16 protein-coding genes are annotated in these 16,758 nt (G+C 65.9%); 11 read left to right on the top strand and 5 right to left on the bottom strand.

The window, feature by feature from the left end; genetic code table 11:
• Positions 1–11: 11 nt before the first annotated feature.
• Complete coding sequence (locus tag VIQ49_RS12890; RefSeq protein WP_331885127.1) at positions 12–626, bottom strand: hypothetical protein; 615 nt, start codon at positions 624–626, stop codon at positions 12–14.
• Between the two features lie 202 nt (positions 627–828).
• Here VIQ49_RS12890 and VIQ49_RS12885 point away from each other — a divergent pair, with 202 nt between their 5' ends.
• The 3 genes from VIQ49_RS12885 to VIQ49_RS12875 are packed head-to-tail and all read left to right on the top strand — an operon-like array spanning position 829 to position 3,385.
• A complete protein-coding gene (locus VIQ49_RS12885; RefSeq protein WP_331885182.1) occupies positions 829–1,353 on the top strand; it encodes a PH domain-containing protein in 525 nt (174 codons plus the stop codon).
• 32 nt (positions 1,354–1,385) lie between these two features.
• The gene (locus VIQ49_RS12880; RefSeq protein WP_331885125.1) at positions 1,386–2,063 is read left to right on the top strand and encodes a response regulator transcription factor; all 678 of its coding nucleotides are present in this window, start codon (positions 1,386–1,388) and stop codon (positions 2,061–2,063) included.
• A gap of 26 nt (positions 2,064–2,089) precedes the next feature.
• On the top strand, positions 2,090–3,385 hold the full coding sequence (locus VIQ49_RS12875; RefSeq protein WP_331885123.1) for a HAMP domain-containing sensor histidine kinase: 1,296 nt from the start codon (positions 2,090–2,092) through the stop codon (positions 3,383–3,385).
• Between the two features lie 28 nt (positions 3,386–3,413).
• Here VIQ49_RS12875 and VIQ49_RS12870 read toward each other — a convergent pair whose 3' ends face one another.
• Positions 3,414–3,956 (bottom strand): GtrA family protein, encoded by a 543-nt coding sequence (locus VIQ49_RS12870; protein ID WP_331885121.1) that lies wholly within the window; start codon positions 3,954–3,956, stop codon positions 3,414–3,416.
• A 226-nt stretch (positions 3,957–4,182) separates the two neighbouring features.
• Between VIQ49_RS12870 and VIQ49_RS12865 the strand changes: the two genes are divergently transcribed.
• Together VIQ49_RS12865 and purE are read left to right on the top strand one after the other, a co-directional pair.
• A complete protein-coding gene (locus VIQ49_RS12865; protein WP_331885180.1) occupies positions 4,183–5,391 on the top strand; it encodes a 5-(carboxyamino)imidazole ribonucleotide synthase in 1,209 nt (402 codons plus the stop codon).
• A complete protein-coding gene (gene purE, locus VIQ49_RS12860) occupies positions 5,375–5,917 on the top strand; it encodes a 5-(carboxyamino)imidazole ribonucleotide mutase (protein ID WP_331885119.1) in 543 nt (180 codons plus the stop codon). The genes VIQ49_RS12865 and purE overlap by 17 nt, the downstream gene beginning before the upstream one ends.
• A 64-nt stretch (positions 5,918–5,981) precedes the next feature.
• On the opposite strand, the gene VIQ49_RS12855 is transcribed toward purE, so the two are convergent.
• Positions 5,982–7,058 carry an ABC transporter substrate-binding protein gene (locus VIQ49_RS12855; RefSeq protein WP_331885117.1) on the bottom strand — a complete coding sequence of 359 codons (1,077 nt, stop codon included), beginning with the start codon at positions 7,056–7,058 and terminating at the stop codon, positions 5,982–5,984.
• A gap of 180 nt (positions 7,059–7,238) precedes the next feature.
• On the bottom strand, positions 7,239–8,066 hold the full coding sequence (locus VIQ49_RS12850) for a dienelactone hydrolase family protein (protein WP_331885115.1): 828 nt from the start codon (positions 8,064–8,066) through the stop codon (positions 7,239–7,241).
• Between the two features lie 156 nt (positions 8,067–8,222).
• Between VIQ49_RS12850 and VIQ49_RS12845 the strand changes: the two genes are divergently transcribed.
• The 6 genes from VIQ49_RS12845 (at position 8,223) to VIQ49_RS12820 (ending at position 15,990) form a co-directional block, all read left to right on the top strand.
• Positions 8,223–9,383: an acyl-CoA dehydrogenase gene (locus VIQ49_RS12845; protein WP_331885113.1), complete on the top strand. Its 1,161-nt coding sequence runs from the start codon at positions 8,223–8,225 to the stop codon at positions 9,381–9,383.
• A gap of 127 nt (positions 9,384–9,510) precedes the next feature.
• Positions 9,511–10,713: a sensor histidine kinase gene (locus VIQ49_RS12840; RefSeq protein ID WP_331885111.1), complete on the top strand. Its 1,203-nt coding sequence runs from the start codon at positions 9,511–9,513 to the stop codon at positions 10,711–10,713.
• A 59-nt stretch (positions 10,714–10,772) separates the two neighbouring features.
• A complete protein-coding gene (locus VIQ49_RS12835) occupies positions 10,773–11,423 on the top strand; it encodes a response regulator (RefSeq protein ID WP_414731628.1) in 651 nt (216 codons plus the stop codon).
• A gap of 174 nt (positions 11,424–11,597) precedes the next feature.
• A complete protein-coding gene (locus tag VIQ49_RS12830) occupies positions 11,598–12,359 on the top strand; it encodes an ABC transporter ATP-binding protein (RefSeq protein ID WP_331885107.1) in 762 nt (253 codons plus the stop codon).
• On the top strand, positions 12,356–14,812 hold the full coding sequence (locus VIQ49_RS12825) for an ABC transporter permease (protein WP_331885105.1): 2,457 nt from the start codon (positions 12,356–12,358) through the stop codon (positions 14,810–14,812). The genes VIQ49_RS12830 and VIQ49_RS12825 overlap by 4 nt, the downstream gene beginning before the upstream one ends.
• Positions 14,813–14,934: 122 nt before the next feature.
• Entirely contained in the window at positions 14,935–15,990 is a 1,056-nt protein-coding gene (locus tag VIQ49_RS12820) for an Rv2578c family radical SAM protein (RefSeq protein ID WP_331885103.1), read from the top strand.
• 2 nt (positions 15,991–15,992) lie between these two features.
• Here VIQ49_RS12820 and VIQ49_RS12815 read toward each other — a convergent pair whose 3' ends face one another.
• Entirely contained in the window at positions 15,993–16,700 is a 708-nt protein-coding gene (locus VIQ49_RS12815) for a TIGR03089 family protein (protein ID WP_331885178.1), read from the bottom strand.
• Positions 16,701–16,758 lie beyond the last annotated feature (58 nt).

Here is a 16,758-nt window from a genome sequence, read left to right as displayed (position 1 = left end):
ATCAGTTCACGTCAGTGATGTTCCATGCTCTTGGTTCCCATCGCTGGGATCAGGAACATGATGGGCAGGCCGATCACCGCGTGGACGATCGCCGTCGAGATACCGGTGACCCATTCGAGCGACAGCAGCAGCGGGATCAGCATGGCCGCGACCACAAGCAGTCCGACGATCCATTTGAAGAACTGGTTGGGCGCCGGCGTCGCCAGTTGCAGGACGTACCAGAGCGCTCCGGCGAAGATGGCGCAGAAGAACGCGACGACGCCGAACCAGTACTCGTCGTTGGCCATCGGATTCCAGACACCTAGGGCGCCGGTCTCGTTCACCCGCGTGATGATGAGCCGGATGATCCAGGCGACAAGCCAGGCCGCGAGGGCGGTGACCACTGCGGTGGCCAGGACGCCGCCGATGTACATCCCTGGATTGACCTGTGGCCGACGGGGTTTGGGCCGGCGTTGCGGGGTCGCCGGTTGCGGCGCGGCGGCGTAGTACTGGTCGTCCCGGTACTGGTTGTCACGGTAGGGCTGCTGATAGCCCTGATCCGGGTAGGCCTGGGGCGCCTGCGGATCGGCGTTGTATCCCTGGTCGAACCGCTGGGTGCGCGGTTTGTTCGGGTCGTTCGGGTACATCGTGCACCTCCCTTGCAGGTGAGTCTACTGATCGTGATACCTGCGGTGTTCAATGATGAGGGGACAACCGTAACCCCATGTTCGCGAATTTCTGGGCGCGACGTCCGCTCGGGGGCGATCCGGGGTGGTTTGATTACGGCACGTCGAGTTGTGGCGCACCCTGCGTCGGGTTTACATGCGAGTCGAATGGGAAGGCCTGTTGATGGGGTATCCGGAGAGCATTTTGGCCCAGGGCGAACGCGTGGTCCTGCACCACCACCCGCACTGGAAGTGCTTGTTGATGCCGACGCTGGTCTTTGTCGTCGGGACCGCGTTGGCCGGTGCCGCGGGGGGATACCTGTCGACCTCCGATCTCGGGTCATCCACCAAGACGACCCTGGGCATCATCATCGCGGTGCTGTGGGTCGGTATCGTGTTGTGGTTCTTCGTCCGCCCGTTCATCAGCTGGCGGACCACACATTTTGTGCTCACCGATCGCCGCGTCACCTACCGCAACGGCATCATCACCCGCTCCGGTATCGACATCCCGGTCCAGCGCATCAACTCAGTCGAGTTCCGGCACGGTCTCGTCGACCGGATCCTGCGGACAGGAACGCTGATCATCGAGTCGGCGTCCGAGGATCCGCTCGAGTTCAACGACATCCCACAGGTCGAACGAGTCCATTCGCTGCTTTATCACGAGGTCTTCGACACTGCTGACGGCGACGACTTCCGCGGACGTCGGTGAACATCGGCGGGCGAGGGGCCTAGGTTGGTCACGTGACCGATGTACTGCTCGCCGAGGACGATGAAGCGATCTCCACGCCGCTGGCCCGCGCGCTGAACCGCGAGGGCTACGGCTGTGAGGTCGTCACCACGGGGACCGATGCGCTCAGCCTGGCCGGCAGCGGACGGTTCGAATTGCTGGTGCTCGACCTGGGGCTGCCCGAGATGGACGGACTCGAGGTCTGCCGCCGCATCCGGCAGACCCGGCCGCAGCTGGCGGTGCTGATGCTCACCGCCCGGACCGACGAGGTCGACTTCGTTGTCGGTCTCGACGCCGGTGCCGACGATTACGTCGGCAAACCGTTCCGTCTCGCCGAGCTCCTGGCCCGGGTCCGGGCGCTGCTACGCCGCAAACAGACCGCTGACGTGGTGATCGAGGCGGGCGACGTCCACCTCGATGCGCGAGGTCGCCGGGTTCTGGTGTCCGGGGTCGACACCACCCTGGCCAACCGGGAGTTCGACCTGCTGCGCTATCTGATGGAGCGCGCCGGAGAAGTGGTCAGCCGCGAGGAGATCCTGACCGAGGTCTGGGGTACACCGGATCTGCTGTCGTCCAAGACACTCGACATGCACATCTCCTGGTTGCGCCGCAAGATCGGCGACGACCAGCCCGGCCGCCGGAAGCGAATCGTCACCGTCCGCGGTGTCGGCTTCCGCTTCGATCCCGACTAGACGTGCGCGGCCGCATACTCCGGTCGATGATCGGGATGGTCGTCGGCATCGGACTGCTTCTCGGTGTGCCACTGATGTTCACCGCGTGGTGGTGGGTGGACGACACCGTCCACAAGGATCTCGACAACAGACTCGAACGCATCTCGAGCGAGTTGCTCCGCCAGGAGGGCGAGGACGGCACGGTCTCGGGGACTCTGGATCGGGAGAAGTTCCGGCTGCTCGTGCCCGACCAGGGTTTGCTGGTGATGGATTTCCCGCAGTCGACCCCGGCGGGCCCCGTGCAACGTGAGGTCAGCATCGGCACCGAACTCGAGGAAGCTCCGGTCAGCGAGTCGCTCGCCTTGGGTGAGGCCGGGACACTGACCCTGTCCATTCCGCAGACGCAGGTGCGCGGCCGGCAGTGGGGCGCGGTGGGCGTCGTTTCGCTGGTGGTGACGATCTCGGTGATCGCGGGTGTCGTGGTGGCGTCGGTGACCGCCGGACGCCTCTCCGATCCCCTCGAAGAGGTCGCCGAGCGAGCTGCGCGAATGGCCCAGGGCGACTTCGGGACCGCGGGCCGGCACTACGACATCGAGGAACTCGACCGGATGTCGTCGGCGCTCGATGCCGCGAACAGTGAGATCATCACCCGGCTCGAACGGGAGGGCCGGATCATCGGTGAGGTGTCCCATCAGCTCCGGAGCCGTCTCACCGCGATCCGGCTCCGGCTCGACGAGTTGTCGATCCATCCCGACACTGCCGTGGTGGACGAGGCCGAAGCGGCTCTCGGCCAGGTCGAGAGACTGGCCAACGACCTCGACGAGCTGATCTCGGCCGCACGCGGAGAGCGGGTGGCCACGCTCGATCCGGTGGCGATCCCGGAGCAGGTCGCCCGGGTGGTTTCGGACTTCCATCAGGCATTCGAGGTGCGGGGGCGCCAGTTGACCGCACAGACGGCCGGACAGGCCGCCGCACGGGTGACTCCCACCCGGCTGCGAGAGGCCCTCGCGGTGCTGGTCGACAACGCGCTGCAGCACGGCGAGGGCGACACCGTCGTGGACACCCGGGAACTACCGGGAAGCGGCATGATCCGGATCTCGGTGTCCGATCAGGGGCCTGGGGTGACCGACGAGAGTGCGCCGCACGTGTTTGCGCGGGGCTATTCGGAAGGTGGTTCGAGCGGTGTCGGGCTGTCGCTGGCGCGGGCACTCATCGAGGCCGATGGAGGGCGATTGGATCTGTTGCACCGTCGTCCACCGACCTTCGCGATCGTGGTGCCGAGATACGACTTCGACGATTTCAGTGCGGCCACCGGGCTGAGCGATCAGAGCGAACCTCGGTAGCGCACCTGACGCCTTGCTGTGGGCAGGCCTATTCGGGCGTGGGTGCCGGTGCGGGTTCGAGGCCGGCCGCGTCGGACGGGGTGCTGTTCAGGTCGGTCTCGGGGAACGCGAAGCGGCGCAGCGCCCAGAACCGGAAAGCCATCTGGATCAGATTGCCGATGATGTAACCCAGGACGAAATCGATGATGACCAGCTGTTTGACGTCCACCGAGTTGCGGACGTCGAAGAGGTTGTTGGCGACGAACAGCGGGGCCGCCTGTAGGACGACACCGACGCCGCTGATCGCGAAGAACAGCATGGCCTCGTGGTGCGTCTGGCGACCGCCGCGGTTCTTGAAGGCCCACTCGCGGTTGAGGACGTAGCTGACGATCGTGGCCAGGACACCGGAGATGATCTTGGCGACGACCGGCTTGGCTTCGAGAACCGTCAAGCTCAGCGAATAGAAGATCGCCATGTCGAAGAGCATCATCGATCCGCCGATGATCGCGAACTTGATCAGCTCGTGGTGACGCATCGACAGCGCTCGGATCGGCGCTGGCGTACGGGACATCAGCCCGTCGATGAATGACACAAGGATGCAGTCTACGAAATATTTTCGTCCGGGTACGAATCCCGCACCTCGAGACCCTGCCCGTGTCATGCGTTCGGGGCTGCACGTGACACGATTGGTAGCCGTGACGAGTGATCGAAGCCCAGCTCCCGAATCGGTCGCGGCAACGGTTCCCCCGGCCCCCGCCCCGGTCTCCGCAGAGCGCGGCGCCGCGACAACCGGCAGCCGCACGGCCGCGGGGTCGGGGATGCCCGTGGTGACCATGATCGGCGGCGGGCAGCTGGCCCGGATGACACACCAGGCAGCGATCGCGCTGGGACAGCGTCTTCGCGTCCTGGCCGGTTCGGCTGACGAACCTGCCGGTCAGGTGACCCCTGACCTGGTTCTGGGTTCGCACACCGACCTCGACGACCTCCGGGAGGCGGCCCGCGGTTGCCACGCGCTGACCTTCGATCACGAGGGTGTGCCCGTCGAATATCTCGAGGTGCTCGTCTCCGAGGGCGTCAAGGTCTTGCCGCCGCCAACCGCATTGATCTACGCCCAGGACAAGTTGCTGATGCGCCGCAAACTGGCGTCGCTCGGCGCACCCATCCCGGACTACGTCGAGCTGGCGGGCACAGATCCGCAGGCGCAACTCATCGAGTTCGGTGACCGACATCACTGGCAGATCGTCATCAAGGCGATCCGCGGCGGCTATGACGGTCGCGGTGTCTGGCTGATCGACGACCGTCGGCAGGCGCTCGATGTGCTGGCCGGAGCGCCCGAGGGCACAGCCCTGATGGCCGAACAGAAGGTCACCTTGCGCCGCGAACTGTCGGCGATGGTCGGCCGGTCGCCGTTCGGTCAGGGTGCGGTGTGGCCGGTGGTCGAGACCGTGCAACGCAAAGGTCAGTGCGCAGTCGTGATCGCCCCGGCGCCGTCGCTGGACGCCGACGTCGCCGCGCAGGCCCAGCGACTCGCGTTGTCGCTGGCCGGTGAGCTCGGGGTCGTGGGGGTGATGGCAGTGGAGTTGTTCGAGACTCTCGATGGTGATCTGCTGGTCAACGAACTGGCCATGCGACCACACAACAGTGGACATTGGAGCATGGACGGCGCGGTCACCGGCCAGTTCGAACAACATCTCAGGGCGGTGCTCGATTACCCGCTCGGAGATACCGGTCCGCGGGCCCCGATCACGGTGATGGCGAACATCCTGGGTGCGGAGAACCCGCCGGAGATGTCCATGGACGAACGACTGCACCACCTCTTCGCGCGGATCCCTCAGGCCAGGGTGCATCTCTACGGCAAGGGTGAGCGGCGCGACCGCAAGATCGGGCACATCAACGTGCTCGGCGCGGCATCGGACGACATCGACGATCCGGACGACGTTGCACGTGTCCGGGAGATCGCGGAACGCGCGGCACACTGGATGTCGCAGGGAGTCTGGACCGACGGATGGGATGTACACGGTGAGTGATACACGGGACGTGACAGCAGCGACGACGTCGGGGCCGCAGGTCGGCCTCATCATGGGCAGCGATTCGGATTGGCCCACGATGGAGGCGGCCGCTGAGGCGCTGGCTGAGTTCGGTGTGCGATTCGAGGTCGGTGTCGTTTCGGCTCACCGGACCCCGCAGCGCATGCTCGACTACGCGAAAGATGCTGCCGCACGAGGAATTTCCGTCATCATCGCCGGTGCCGGTGGTGCTGCGCATCTGCCGGGCATGGTGGCGTCGGCGACGCCGCTGCCCGTCATCGGCGTGCCGGTGCCGCTGAAGTATCTCGACGGCATGGATTCGTTGCTGTCGATCGTGCAGATGCCGGCCGGTGTCCCGGTGGCCACGGTGTCCATCGGCGGCGCCCGCAACGCCGGTCTGCTGGCCGTGCGGATCCTGGCCGCCGCCGATCCGGCTCTGCGGGCCGCGATGGAGCGGTTCCAGGCGGGCCTGTCGGACATGGTCCTCGCGAAAGATCAAGCGCTGCGGGACAAACTGCTGGGCTGAATCGTTTGAATGGCCCCGTTGCCCCGCCGCCCGGGATCCGGGCGACGGGGCATCGTCACTTGAACTACGCCGGGAAGCTCTGGGGTGCTTCGCCTTTCACCGCCGCGCTGAGCGCCGGGACCAGGTTCTCGATGGAGTAGAGGTGACTGAGCGGGGTGAGGAAGTAGATGGCCCCGGCCAGAGTCGGATCGGTGTAGACCACGTTGCCGTTCTTGACCGCATTCAGATTCGGCAACGTACCGAACTTCATCAGTTCGTCGAATCCCTCCTGTGTTTCGGTGGCGAACACCATCACGTCGGCATCGAGGAGTTCGACGTTCTCGGCCGAGATCAATGCCTGGCTGTCGGGTTCGGGGGAGAACTTCTCCAGGCCCGGCGTGATGACAAACCCGAGATCGGTGAGGAAGTCGGTGTTCAACCCGGCCGGGTAGGTGTACAGCGATCCGTCGTAGGGTGCGCCCTGCGTGAAGGTCGCCGAGAGCCCCGCGAACTCGGGGTGTTCAGATCGTGCTCGGGCATAGGCGTCTTCGACCTCCGTGACGATGTCGTCACCGGCCGCCGAACGACCCACGGCGGACGCGATCAGTCGCGTCTGTGCCTGCCAGTTGGAGAAGAAGGCCGACGCGTCTTTGACGGTGCCCACGGTGGGAGCCAACTGGCTGAGCTGGTCGTAGCTCGTCTGGTCCATGCCGGCGTTGGTCCCGATGATCAGATCGGGTTCCAGGGCGGCAATCTTCTCGTACTGGAAACCATCGGTGACCGAGAGCACCCCGGGTTTGTTGTCGCCGAGGAGCTCCTGGGCCCACGGCCAGACCGCGTAGGGCTGGTCGCCGTACCACTCGGTCACGGCGATCGGTACGACGCCGAGTTGCAGGAGGATGTCCTGCTCGGTGTACCCGACGCTGACCACCCGTTTGGGTTCGGATTCGATGGTGGTGGAACCGAACTCGTGTTCCACCGTGAGCGGGAACGAATCGGTTGCCTCGGTCTCGGACGTCGACGATGTCTGCGGTTCGTCCGCTGAGCTGTCGGACGAGCAGGCGGCGGCCAGACCGGTCAGCAGGGTCAGCGCGGCGACGATGCCGAGTGCCTTTTTGGCGCGTCGTCGCGTATCCCGCGCCCGCATGTGAGATCTGGTCATCGTGCTCCTCTGTTGCCATGAATCGCTCGTGTCATGAATTGCCGAAGGCCGGCCCCGGATGCGCTGAGTGCACAGCGACAAGGGGCGAAGGTCGATCAGGCGCAATTGGGGAGCCTAACCTAACCATTGGGTCAGCAACAGAGGTCTTGAGATGTCGGCCCCGGCCATCCGGGCCGGCGATCAACCCGCGGTGGTGAGCAGGCGTCGCCGGAAGAGGTCGAGGACCTCATCGAGTGCTTGACGGGTCGGCTGACCGGGTTCGTCGATGAGGTGCTCGGTCAACGGTGAGTGCGGCGGTATCGGCGACGGACCGGCAGCGCTGTCGTCGAGTTCGATCGCCACAAAGGCGTCGCCGAGTTGCTCGCGGAGGAACTCGAATCGCTTTGGCGGAGACAAGCGGTCATTCTTGAACCGGACGCCGAGAACTTGAAGCCCCCGGGCGCAACGCCCCTTGACCGTTTCGAGTTCTTCGGGCGAGATGTCGATGTTGCCTGCCAAGGCGTTGATCGGCCGCCCGGGCAGCGAGGGTTGCGCCAGTACCGGTGCGAGCAGGCGCTCGTCGGTGGCCATCGCCAGCGCGAATCCGCCGGTGAAACACATGCCGATCGCGCCGACGCCGGGTCCGCCGCAACGCGCGTGCTCGTGCGCTGCCAGTGCGCGCAGCCAGGCGACGACCGGCGAGGATTTCCCGGTGGCCAGGGTGGTGAACTCGCTGCTGATGCAGGCCGGGACCAGGGAGGCCACCATCTTTCCGAGGTCGGCGGGCGCCGCGTGGTGGGGATCGAGGCCGTCGATTCCGAAAAGGCTGGGAAGTACTGCGGTGCAACCGATGTCCGAGACCTTGCGGGCGAACTCGAGGACCTTCGGGGTGATCCCGGGAATCTCGGCGATGATGATCACCGCCGGGCCTTGTCCTCGGCGGTAGATGATCCGGGTTCTGCCGAAGTGGGTGAAGTCGGTCTTCTCGAAATCGGAGAGTGCTTCTGCAGGTGAGGGCTTATGGCTCATCTGGGGTTCGCCTTCCACATGCTGGGTTGGGGTTGACCCAAGGCTAGCTTTGGCTGCTGCGTTGGGAAGGCTAGTTACCCGCCAGTAACTGAAGATCTCGGCGGTATTAGAATTGGGCGAACAAATTATCCGCTGGCGCCTACGAGGAGTGTTCTGATGGCCGGTAACCCGGACTTTGATCTGTTCAAGCTTGGTGACGAGCATGACGAGTTGCGTTCGGCGATCCGGGCGCTCTCGGAGAAAGAGATCGAACCGCACGCCGCGGACGTCGATGAGAAGGCCCGGTTCCCCGAGGAAGCTCTCGCCGCGCTGAACGCGTCAGGTTTCAATGCCATCCATGTGCCCGAGGAGTACGACGGTCAGGGTGGTGATTCGGTCGCCGCGTGCATCGTGATCGAAGAGGTCGCCCGCGTGTGTGCCTCGTCCTCGCTGATCCCGGCGGTGAACAAGCTGGGCACGATGGGTCTGATCCTCAAAGGATCCGAAGAGCTCAAGCAGCAGGTCCTGCCGACCCTGGCCTCGGGTGAGGCAATGGCGTCCTACGCGTTGTCCGAGCGGGAGGCGGGATCCGATGCGGCGTCGATGAAGACGCGGGCCAAGGCCGTCGGCGACGACTGGGTCCTCAACGGTTCCAAGTGCTGGATCACCAACGGCGGCAAGTCGTCCTGGTACACCGTCATGGCCGTCACCGATCCGGACAAGGGTGCCAATGGCATCTCCTCGTTCATCGTCCACAAGGACGACCCCGGCTTCACCGTCGGCCCGCTGGAGAAGAAGCTCGGCATCAAGGGCTCGCCGACCGCGGAACTGTATTTCGAGAATTGCACCATTCCGGGTGATCGGATCATCGGCGAACCGGGTACCGGGTTCAAGACCGCTCTGGAGACCCTCGATCACACCCGCCCGACCATCGGCGCCCAGGCCGTCGGTATCGCTCAGGGCGCTCTGGATCAGGCGATCGCGTACACCAAGGACCGTAAGCAGTTCGGTAAGTCGATCAGCACCTTCCAAGGTGTGGAGTTCATGCTCGCCGACATGGCCATGAAGGTCGAGGCCGCTCGTCTGATGGTCTACACCTCGGCCGCGCGCGCCGAGCGTGGTGAGAAGAACCTCGGGTTCATCTCCGCCGCCGCCAAGTGCTTCGCCTCGGATGTGGCCATGGAGGTCACCACCGATGCGGTGCAGCTCTTCGGTGGCGCCGGCTACACCCGCGACTTCCCGGTCGAGCGCATGATGCGCGATGCCAAGATCACCCAGATCTACGAGGGCACCAACCAGATCCAGCGCGTCGTGATGTCACGAGCACTCCTGCGCTGACCCGATCTTGGTGGGTTCGGGTGAGCATATGCCCAGGTCGGCCTCACCAGAACCCACCAACTCCGGGCTCTCAGATCCACCCGTGGTCTGATGCCGGGCCGCGCGGTGACGTACTAGATTGACCGGAATGGACACCCAGCGGCTCCTCGATCGCTGGAACCGGTTTGCGCAGACGAAGACGCTGCTCCTCGACTCGCTACTCGCCGCGGCGATCGCGCTCGTCGCGGTGGTACCCGAACTGTGGGAACACATGGGCGCGAACACCGGGTGGCGGATAACGCTGGGGACCGTCGTCTGCGTGGCCTTGGCGTTCCGTCGAACTCGTCCGGACGCGTCCGGCCTGGTGATCGCCGCCGCGGCCTTCATGCATATCGCGGTCGACGAGCAACTCAGTCCCGCCGTCAGCGTTACCGGCGTGATCGGGTTGTATTCGATGGCCGCCTACGGTTCGGTATGGGGCACCCGAGCGGCGCTCGTCCTGGGGGTCCTCGCCGGCATGGGCTCCTCTGGACGCTTCTACTCCGAGGCCCCAGAGTCGCGCTCCTTCGAATACAACTTCATCGGTGCGGCATTCCTCGCAGCGATCACCGCCGGTGTGTGGGCGGTCGGGATGCTCCGCCGCTCGAGGATGCGCGAGGTCCACTCGCTCAGGGAGCGAGCCCGGCTCCTCGAACTCGAGCGGGCGCAGGAAGCCGAGCTCGCCGCGGTCGGTGAACGCACCCGCATCGCCCGCGAGATGCACGACATCATCGCCCACACCCTGACGGTGGTCATCGCGCAGGCCGACGGCGGTCGCTACGCGGCCGAGCATGATCCGGCGGCGGCGACCCGCGCGCTGGCGACCATCGCGGACAACGGCAGACAGGCCCTGGCAGACATGAGATCGCTGCTCGGTGTGCTGCGCGACGACGGTCCGCGCGACACCCGGGCCGTGCCGGGCATCGGCGATCTACCCGAACTGATCGATGCCGTCCGGGCCGGCGGATTGCCGGTACGCCTCGAGTCGGTGGGCGGGCCCCGGGATGTATCCACCGGTTGCGGGCTCACCGCTTTCCGGATCGTGCAGGAATCGCTGACCAACATACTCAAACACGCCGGAGTCGATGCTGCGGCAGATGTCGAATTACAGTGGGGAGAAGTGGATTTGACGATCACGGTGACGGACAACGGCCGCGGCGGTGGCCCCGGACAGGTCGAGTCCGGAGCCAAGGGTGTGCTGGGTATGCGCGAGCGCGCGGAATTGCACGGGGGGACATTGCGAGCCGGTGCGCGGACGGATGGACCCGGATACCAGGTGAGTGCTGTCCTGCCGATCGGTGGATTCCGGTGAGTGATCCGATCCGGGTCGGCCTCGTCGACGACCAGGCACTGGTCCGGGCGGGCTTTCGCATGGTCATCGATTCCCAGCCCGACTTGTCCGTGGTGTTCGAGGCCGGCGACGGTGCGGAATCGGTCGCCCGCCTCTCGGTGAGCGGTGCCGACGTGCTGCTCATGGATGTGCAGATGCCCGGCGTCGACGGCATCTCCGCGACCAGGCAGATACTCGCCTCTGCCGGTGAGGTGCCGAAGATCCTGGTTCTCACCACGTTTGACACCGACGAATACCTCTTCGCCGCCATTGCGGCGGGCGCAAGTGGATTCCTGCTCAAGGATGCGCAGCCCGAAGACCTCCTCGGAGCGATCCGTACCGTTTACGCGGGTGACGCGGTCATCGCGCCACGATCGACCCGCCGCCTGCTGGCGCACGTGGCCGCCACAGGTTCGCTACCGCCGGCGGAGGTGGGTGCGGTGGCCCGGCCGCAGGACGTCAACCTGATCGATGCGCTGACCCCGCGTGAAACCGAAGTGCTGCAAGCGATTGCGATCGGGAAGTCGAACGGCGAGATCGCCGCGGATTTTCATCTGTCGCTCGCGACCGTGAAAACCCACGTCGGCCGAATCCTGACCAAAACCGGTTCGCGGGACCGTGTGCAGGTGGTGCTGTTCGCATTCCGGACCGGACTGGTCGGTCTCGACGACCTTCTGCGACTGCACGAGTAGTCCCACCGGTGGGGGAGTATCAGACCGTGGAATGATGCCCAGCGGTCCAACAGATACCTCGCCGCGCCGATGATCGATGACCACTTCCGGCAATACGTTTGTCCCGCAGCTCAATAGAGCGCGCTGATATCGGATGCACCGGCAGTGGGGTGCGAACAATCGGGAGGTACGGCGATGCAAGTGGCAATTGCGGCACGCGCGATAGAGATGTACAAGTCATACGGCGAGGGTGACGCGGTGGTCCACGCGCTGCGCAACGTCAGTGTGGATGTGCCGTCGGGACGGTTCACGGCGATCATGGGACCGTCGGGGTCGGGGAAATCGACACTCATGCATTGCCTGGCCGGACTCGACACCCCCACCGCCGGCACGGTGATGGTCGGCGACACAGATCTGGGGCGTTGCAACGACTCTGCGCGGACCCGGTTGCGGCGCCGGGAACTCGGTTTCGTCTTCCAGTCCTTCAATCTGCTGCCGGCGTTGACCGCTCGCGCCAACATCGTGCTGCCGCTCACGCTCGACCGGCGCAGGCCTGATCCGGCCTGGTTCGACGAACTCGTCGATGTCCTCGGTCTCTCCGGCCGCCTCGACCACATGCCAGGGGAACTGTCCGGCGGGCAGCAGCAGCGGGTTGCGATCGCACGGGCGATGCTGGGCCGGCCGCGACTCATCCTGGCCGACGAACCCACCGGCAACCTCGACAGCACGTCGGGCGCGCAGGTGTTGTCACTGCTGCGGGACAGCAGTCGACGGGACGGGCAGACCATCGTCATGGTGACCCACGATCCGGTTGCTGCCGCGTACTGCGATCAGGTCCTGGTGATGGCCGACGGTCAACTGGTCGATCGAATCGTCTCGCCCACAGCGGAATCGGTCCTCGCGTCGATGGTCCGTCTCGGACCTGCCGCCGCACCTGTCACCGGAGGACTGCGATGAGGGGCTTCGCCTGGGCGCAGTTGCGCGCCAACAAGGGACGCTACCTGGCCTCGGCGCTCGCGGTGGCGGTCTCCGTGGCGTTCGTCGCAGCGACGTTGACCCTGAACGCGACCTCCAAGGCATCGATGCGGGACGCGGTGGCCGGTCAGTTCTCCGGTGTCGATGCCGCCGTACTGGTCCCCGGTGAGTTCGCCGATGACACCGGCCGGCAGGTTGCCGGTGTCCCGGGGGTCGCGTCGGCGACCGTGGACCGGGTCCGATGGGTCAGCGTCACCAGTGGCGACAAGTCGTACAACCAGGTGAGTCTGGGGACGATGGCCGACGATGACGCGCTGCGGTGGCAGCGGCTCTCGGTCGGAGAGCTGCCCCGGGGGCCGGCGCAGGCGGTGGCCTATGCGGGTTCGAATTTCGCTGTCGGACAACGGCTCTATGTGCGGCCGGACGTCGACACCGCCACCGATCGGGTCGCCACCGAGATGACGGTGGTGGGACTGCTGAAGTCCCACGGCGCCGCAGCCGGCACCACGCAGCTCTTCGCGCCCTCGGAAGCAGTGGCCGCTGTCGCTCCGGGCCGGGAGTCCGAGCGCGGCGAAGATGTGGTCATCCGGTCCGTGTTCGACGGTTCGGCCGATCCCGCAATGGTTTTCGACGCCGTTCGCGTGCAGGTCGCGTCGGTACCCGGCGCCGAGGTGGTCACCGGAACCGCGGCGGCAGACAAGGTGCTGTCGCGGTACACCGGTGAAAACGACATGCTTGCACTCGTGCTGTTGGGCTTCGCCGCCATCACTGCGCTGGTGTCTGCACTTGTCATCTCCAATACCTTTGCCGTGCTGGTGTCTTCGCGTACCCGTGAGCTCGCACTGCTGCGATGCGCCGGAGCAGAGGTGCGCCAGATACGTTCCGTGGTGCGGTTGGAGGCGCTGATCCTGAGCGTGGTCGCCTCGATCATCGGTGTGGTGCTGGGCATCGGCGGAGTGGCGGCAGCGACGGCCCTCGTGCGGCTGACCGGCGCCCGGGTTCCGCTGACAGACCTGTCGATACCGGTCACCGCAGTGATCGTGCCTCTTCTGCTGGGCGTGGTGATCACGCTCGTGGCATCGACCGTGCCGGCCCGGATGGCGACCAAGGTGTCCCCGCTCGCCGCGTTTGCCGCCGGCGACACGTCGGGACGCGGTGGCCGACCGGTCGCGCGCCTGTGGTGCGGTGCGGTCCTCGGTGTGGTGGGGGTGGCCGTTCTGGTGCTCGGCCTGACCCAGGGGTCGGGCGCGGCCGCCGGATTCGGTGGTGCGATGACATTTCTAGCCGTCATGCTGATCGGTGTCGTGGTCTTTCCGCCACTGATCCGGGGTGTGGGTATGGGTGGTGCGCGGGCACTGCGCCGGACCTCGGTGGGGCCGGTGGCCGAACTCGCGGCGGCGAACCTGGGCAGGTCTCCCCGCCGTACGTCGGCCACCGCGTCGGCGCTGATCATCGGGATCACGCTGACCACGATGATGGTGACCGGGGCGGGGGCGGTCCGGTCCAGTGCCTCCGCATTGATCGCCGACATGCATCCGGTCGACTTGATCATGTCGTCGGGCAGTCCGTTGGGCGACGACGTCGTCGAGGGGATCCGGAGGACATCGGGTGTCTCCGGCACAGTTGCGGTGACCCGCACGGACATCGGCGTCAACGGCGTCCCGATCGCGGTGGGTGCCGTCGACACGGCGCAGCTGCAGAAGGTGATGCGCAGCGGCAGTGCACCGTTGTCCGACGAGATCGCGCTGGCGCCGGAGGACATGTCAATGGCGGGGGTTCATGTGGGACAGGAGGTCTCGGTGGTGGCGGGCGGCGTCACGCGCGTCATGCGGGTGACCGAAGGGGACAGCGGATCCTTCGCCGATCGTGGGGCGGTCTCAGCCTCCGATGCCCCGACTGCGGTGGCGGTCCGGCTCGATTCGACCGGCGAGAACAGTGACCATGTCGTCGCATCGCTGCGTGACCTCGTTGCCGCCTCCACGCCCGACGCGACGTTCTCCGGCGGGGTCGAGATCGGACAGCAATTGGACGATGTGGTCACACTGGTCCTGCGGATCGTGCTGGCGCTGTTGGCCGTGGCGGTGATGGTGGCGCTGATCGGGGTGGGGAACACGATGGCACTGTCGGTCATCGACCGTCGTCGTGAGAACGCACTCCTGCGGGTGGTCGGTCTGAGTCGATCCGGAGTCCAGGCCATGCTGCTGATCGAGGCCGCCACGGTGGCGGCGGTGGCCTCCGCGTTGGGTGTGCTCCTGGGTACCGGCTATGGTCTTGCCGGTGCAGCCGCCGTGCTCGGCACCGAGAAGTTCGCCGCTCCGGACATGCCGTGGGGTGTGCTGACGGGCATCGTGGTGGTCGGTGGACTCGCCGGGTTGCTCGCCGCCGCGCTCCCGGCCCGGCACGCACTGCGTGCGGATCCGGCTGCGGCACTGTGAGAATGCGAATGCTGCCGTGCGGAAAATGCGGATACTTCGGCGCGGCTTGATGATTGGCAGGATCTCGATGTCTGGGTGCGGTGGACTTGACATCGAATAGAACGGATGTTCGACTTGTCCCCATGCGATGGGACGGTCAACTTCTGGCCTCCGAACCCGAATCGGGTGAGGACTCGGCCTCTCCGGCCCTGCCAGGGCTGGAGAGGGCCGGTCTGGTGCGGTCGGTTCAAACCCCCGACTTCGAGGGCGTGACCTTTCACGAGGTCCTGTGTAAGAGTGCGCTCAACAAGGTGCCCGACGGGGCGAAGGTTCCGTTCACGTGGTCGATCAATCCGATGCGCGGATGCCTGCACCAGTGTGTGTACTGCTTCGCCAGGGGTACACACGAATACCTCGATCTCGATGCCGGCCGTGACTTCGACACCCAGATCGTGGTGAAGATGAATGTCGCCGCGGTCCTGCGAAAGGAATTGTCGCGCAGGAGCTGGAAGCGGGAACCGGTGGCGCTCGGCACCAACTCCGATCCCTACCACCGGGCAGAGGGGCGCTACCGGCTGATGCCGGGGATCATCGGAGCCCTGGCCGATTCCGGTACGCCGATGTCGATCCTCACCAAGGGAACGTTGCTCCGCCGCGACCTTCCGCTCCTGTCACTGGCGTCCCAGAAGGTACCGGTGTCGATCGGGATCTCACTGGCGCTTCTCGACGAAGACCTGGGCAAGCATGTGGAGCCGGGGGCTCCGTCGGCCCGCGCGCGGCTGGATCTGATCACCGCGGTGCGGGACGCGGGTATGGATTGTCATGTGATGGCGGCGCCGATCCTGCCGCAGCTCACCGATTCCCGGGCCGCACTCGACGACTTGTTCGCGGCGCTGGCCGGTGCCGGCGCGACGTCGGTGACCGCGATTCCTCTGCATCTGCGTGGGCCGACCCGCAACTGGTATCTGACCTGGCTCGGCGAGAACCATCCCGCGCTGCTGAAGACCTACCGCCAGATCTACGGCCGTGGTGCCTACGCGGCCTCGGAATATCAGAAATGGCTGCGCGAGCGCATGACACCCCTGATCGAGAAACACGGGCTCGCCGGTCCTCCCGACGAAGGCCCAGGGGATAACCCGCTGCGCCGGGCGGCGCAGACGCATGCGCCCGTGAAAGAGCTTCAGCCAACCCTGTTCTGAGGTCAGGACAGGGTGGTGGTGACCTTCTCGGTGGCTGCGCGTGACGGCAGTTTGCTCTCATCGGGATGCGCCACCTGCACCAGGGAGCCGCCGGCGATCAGCGGCGTCAGCAGATGGACGATGAGGTTGTCGGTGGTATCCCAGAGGCCGGTGGACAGGACCCGGGAACCCGCCACGATCGCCGCGGCGCCGGCTGACGCGGTGGCAGCGGCGACGATCTCTGCCACGGTGCGGTCATCGAGTGCCGGATCGGCTGGGCCGCTTGGGCGGAACTGGTCTCCGTGCACCCGAACCGATGCCGCGTAGTCCGTCAGACCGATCGGTAGATTGCGCAGCGGCATGCCGAAGGGGTCGAGTGAGACCACCGCGATCTCGGGCGCCTGATCCATGCCGTCCAGACTGTCCATCGAGCAGAACGCCAGCGCGGCATCGTCGCTGTAACCCAGCCGCACGTGCATACCGGCCCACCACGCCCCGAGGAGTACGCCGGCGGTCTGCCAATGGGCGGGCAGGTCGACCGCGACGACGTCGCCGGGCATCAGCCCGAACTCGTCGCGAATCATGTTCGCGGTCTTGGCCGCCCAGTTGGCGGCCGTCAGACCCGACAGTTCGGTTCGTTCACCGGTGGCGTCGTTGTAATAGGTCAGAAGTGGCTGGGTGCCGTCTCTGGTCAGCGCCGGATCGAGGGCGGCGTCTGCAAGGGTGATCAATTGACACACTCCGGGCCGGTTCCACCGGCAGTGATTCGAGGGGCGGGTGGGGCGGGGG

Origin of the sequence: Williamsia sp., from assembly GCF_036566845.1 — a bacterium.
Lineage (GTDB): Bacteria > Actinomycetota > Actinomycetes > Mycobacteriales > Mycobacteriaceae > Williamsia.
The sequence above is the reverse complement of the archived record's forward strand: the minus strand, read 5'-3'. Positions and strand labels throughout refer to the sequence as shown.

Bases quoted from the DNA above. Each gene is read 5' to 3' on its own strand.
- VIQ49_RS12865 (WP_331885180.1), top strand. From the start codon at position 4,183: ATGCCCGTGGTGACCATGATCGGCGGCGGGCAGCTGGCCCGGATGACA.
- purE (WP_331885119.1), top strand. From the start codon at position 5,375: ATGTACACGGTGAGTGATACACGGGACGTGACAGCAGCGACGACGTCG.
- VIQ49_RS12875 (WP_331885123.1), top strand. From the start codon at position 2,090: ATGATCGGGATGGTCGTCGGCATCGGACTGCTTCTCGGTGTGCCACTG.
- VIQ49_RS12845 (WP_331885113.1), top strand. From the start codon at position 8,223: ATGGCCGGTAACCCGGACTTTGATCTGTTCAAGCTTGGTGACGAGCAT.
- VIQ49_RS12890 (WP_331885127.1), bottom strand. From the start codon at position 626: ATGTACCCGAACGACCCGAACAAACCGCGCACCCAGCGGTTCGACCAG.
- VIQ49_RS12825 (WP_331885105.1), top strand. From the start codon at position 12,356: ATGAGGGGCTTCGCCTGGGCGCAGTTGCGCGCCAACAAGGGACGCTAC.
- VIQ49_RS12835 (WP_414731628.1), top strand. From the start codon at position 10,773: ATGGTCATCGATTCCCAGCCCGACTTGTCCGTGGTGTTCGAGGCCGGC.
- VIQ49_RS12885 (WP_331885182.1), top strand. From the start codon at position 829: ATGGGGTATCCGGAGAGCATTTTGGCCCAGGGCGAACGCGTGGTCCTG.
- VIQ49_RS12855 (WP_331885117.1), bottom strand. From the start codon at position 7,058: ATGACCAGATCTCACATGCGGGCGCGGGATACGCGACGACGCGCCAAA.
- VIQ49_RS12850 (WP_331885115.1), bottom strand. From the start codon at position 8,066: ATGAGCCATAAGCCCTCACCTGCAGAAGCACTCTCCGATTTCGAGAAG.
- VIQ49_RS12820 (WP_331885103.1), top strand. From the start codon at position 14,935: ATGCGATGGGACGGTCAACTTCTGGCCTCCGAACCCGAATCGGGTGAG.
- VIQ49_RS12830 (WP_331885107.1), top strand. From the start codon at position 11,598: ATGCAAGTGGCAATTGCGGCACGCGCGATAGAGATGTACAAGTCATAC.
- VIQ49_RS12840 (WP_331885111.1), top strand. From the start codon at position 9,511: ATGGACACCCAGCGGCTCCTCGATCGCTGGAACCGGTTTGCGCAGACG.